At 30.4% G+C, this 467-nt stretch carries 2 protein-coding genes; both read left to right on the plus strand.

The genetic code is table 11. The features are described 5' to 3' along the window. The coding region (locus tag D7W82_RS39830) for a S4 domain-containing protein (RefSeq protein WP_199728038.1) at nucleotides 1-335 on the plus strand (335 nt) is incomplete at its 5' end. 23 nt (nucleotides 336-358) lie between these two features. After that, nucleotides 359-467: DivIVA domain-containing protein (locus tag D7W82_RS42650; protein WP_147439791.1), on the plus strand; the 109-nt coding region annotated here is incomplete at its 3' end.

Here is a 467-nt window from a genome sequence, read left to right on the forward strand (position 1 = left end):
GTATTAAAGGCGCATCAGTTAAACTTTATACTATTCCAGTAACAGATATGATACAATCTAATGAGAATTGGAAAATTGAAAGTGCAACAGTTAGTTCTTTAAGGTTAGATGTTGTTATTAAAGAAATGATACGTAAATCACGTACGATTGCGAAACAACTAATCGAAAAAAAACGTGTTAAAGTGAATCACACTATTGTTGATTCAGCAGATTTTCAATTACAAGCAAATGATTTAATATCCATCCAAGGTTTTGGTAGAGCACACATTACTGACTTAGGTGGTAAAACTAAAAAAGATAAAACGCACATTACCTATAGAACATTATTCAAATAGTAATGATTTAAGGAGGATAACAAATGCCTTTTACACCAAATGAAATTAAGAATAAAGAGTTTTCACGTGTAAAGAATTGTTTAGAACCTACTGAAGTTGCTAATTTTTTGGAGCAACTAAGCACTGAAATTG

This window comes from Corallococcus sp. CA049B (assembly GCF_003611685.1).
GTDB lineage: Bacteria > Myxococcota > Myxococcia > Myxococcales > Myxococcaceae > Corallococcus > Corallococcus coralloides.